This is a genomic window from Bythopirellula sp., assembly GCF_041737835.1.
GTDB lineage: Bacteria > Planctomycetota > Planctomycetia > Pirellulales > Lacipirellulaceae > Bythopirellula.
The window spans coordinates 1-1,939 of record NZ_JBGSQY010000037.1 but is presented as its reverse complement, the minus strand read 5'-3'; the positions used below and the strand labels follow the sequence as shown (position 1 = coordinate 1,939).

The following is a 1,939-nucleotide window of genomic DNA, read 5'->3' as shown; positions in this document are numbered from 1 at the left end:
GTCCGGTTGCCGCTGGTCATGGTCATTTGCACATGCGGGAATGCAAGGGCGATTCTGGTGAAGGCTTCCGTAATGTGCCCCGCTTCGGTCGAAGGCGTCCGCATGAACTTGCGTCGCACGGGCGTATTGAAAAATAAGTGCCGAACCTCAAATGTCGTTCCCACCGAGCAACCGACTGGGTTGATCGCCGTTGATTCGCCGCCACGCACGTTGAGTTCATAGCCTGAGTCGGAATCGGCGACGCGTGTTCGAAGCGTAAGATGGCTGATCTCGGCGATCGAGGCCAATGCTTCACCTCGAAAACCGAGGGTGTGTACGTCGAACAGATCATCGGCAGTCTCAAGTTTGCTGGTGGCATGACTGGCCACTGCCAGCGGAATTTGCTCGGCGGCGATGCCGCATCCATTGTCGCTGATGCGGATCATTTCAGTGCCACCGCCTTCAATCGACAGTTCGACCTGAGTGGCTCCGGCATCAATGCTGTTTTCCAGCAATTCCTTCACCACGCTCGCAGGCCGCTCGATGACTTCGCCAGCGGCAATCTTGTTAATGATGCTGGCAGGTAGTTGCCGAATCGTGGGCATTGTTCCATTCCCTTAAAAATGCATCCGAAGCGTTAGCCACCATCGTCTTGCTTGTACTTGTCTAATTTGCGGTAAAGCGTTCGGGCGCCAATGCTCAGGACTTTGGCAGCTTCCTCTCGGTTGCCAGCGGTCATCTTAAGCGTCTCTTCGATGGCCCAACGTTCGATTTCGTCCATCGATCGACCGATCAATCCGGAGTCACCGACGCTCGGTAGACTTGGCACGGCGGCGTCGCGTTCGGCCACGGCGGCCAAATCTGATTCCTGACTGAGTTCGGGCGGCAGGTCGTTCAAGTCCAGCACGCTATCGGTATCGAGAACGACCATGGTTTCCACAAAATTCCTCAGCTGCCGAATATTACCTGGCCATTCATAGCTGTAGAATCGCCGCATCACCGCTGGAGCGAAACTGCACTGCGATTTGCTGTGACGCTTCTGGAAGATCTTGCGAAAGTGGTCCATCAAGGGCACGATGTCTTCCGGGCGCTCGCGCAGTGCGGGCAAGTGCACGGTGACGATATTCAGTCGATAGTACAGGTCGTTTCGAAAGCTGCCTTCCTCCACCAGCTGTTCCAGGGGTCGGTTGGTAGCACTGATCAAACGCACATTGACTTTCACGGCTCGATTGTCACCGACGCGTGTAATTCGATGTTCTTCCAGGACTCGTAGCAGTTTAATCTGAGTGCTCATCGGCATATCGCCAACTTCGTCCAAGAACAAGGTACCTCCATCGGCGTACTCAAATGCGCCCATGCGATCGCTGGCCGCGTCGGTGAACGCACCTTTTACGTGACCAAAGAGCTCGCTTTCGACCAGTTGCTCTGAAACCGCGCGAACGTTAAGCGCCTTCATCCGCTTGGCTTTGCGAGGGCTGTTCTGGTGAATCGCTTGAGCGATCATCTCTTTACCCGTACCGCTTTCGCCGGTAATTAACACGGTCGCGTCGGTCGGAGCGATGCGTTTGATTCGTCCGATCACATCATGCATCTTAGGGCTGGAAAAGATAATGCCTTCGAAACCAAACTTTTCATCCAAGCGCTGACGCAGTTCCGTGTTCGTCTGCTTAAGGTGCACTGCCTCGATGGCTTTGGCCGTGACCGCGCGGAGCCGGCCGGGTGTGATCGGCTTCTCCAAGAAATTGAAAGCGCCCTCCTGCATGGCCTCGACCGCTTTGGAGACCGTTGCATGCCCGGTCACTAAAACCACTTCGCAGTCGGGCAGCGAGGCTTTCGCCCTCTGCAGGATTTGCATTCCATCGATATCGTTCATGACTAAGTCACTGACCACGACCTGGAACATGTTTTGGTCGATTTGCTGAATGCCCTCCGGTCCACTGGTGGCGATCGTGCAACGGTA

The 1,939-nt window shown here is 55.3% G+C and carries 2 protein-coding genes; both read right to left on the bottom strand.

The genetic code is table 11. The features are described from left to right. Window positions 1–584, bottom strand: a 584-nt coding sequence (gene mutL, locus AC6T8Q_RS11275) for a DNA mismatch repair endonuclease MutL (protein WP_500679173.1), incomplete at its 3' end; no start/stop codon positions are given. 32 nt (window positions 585–616) lie between these two features. Then, a partial coding sequence (locus AC6T8Q_RS11270; protein ID WP_500679172.1) for a sigma-54-dependent transcriptional regulator occupies window positions 617–1,939 on the bottom strand: 1,323 nt, incomplete at its 5' end.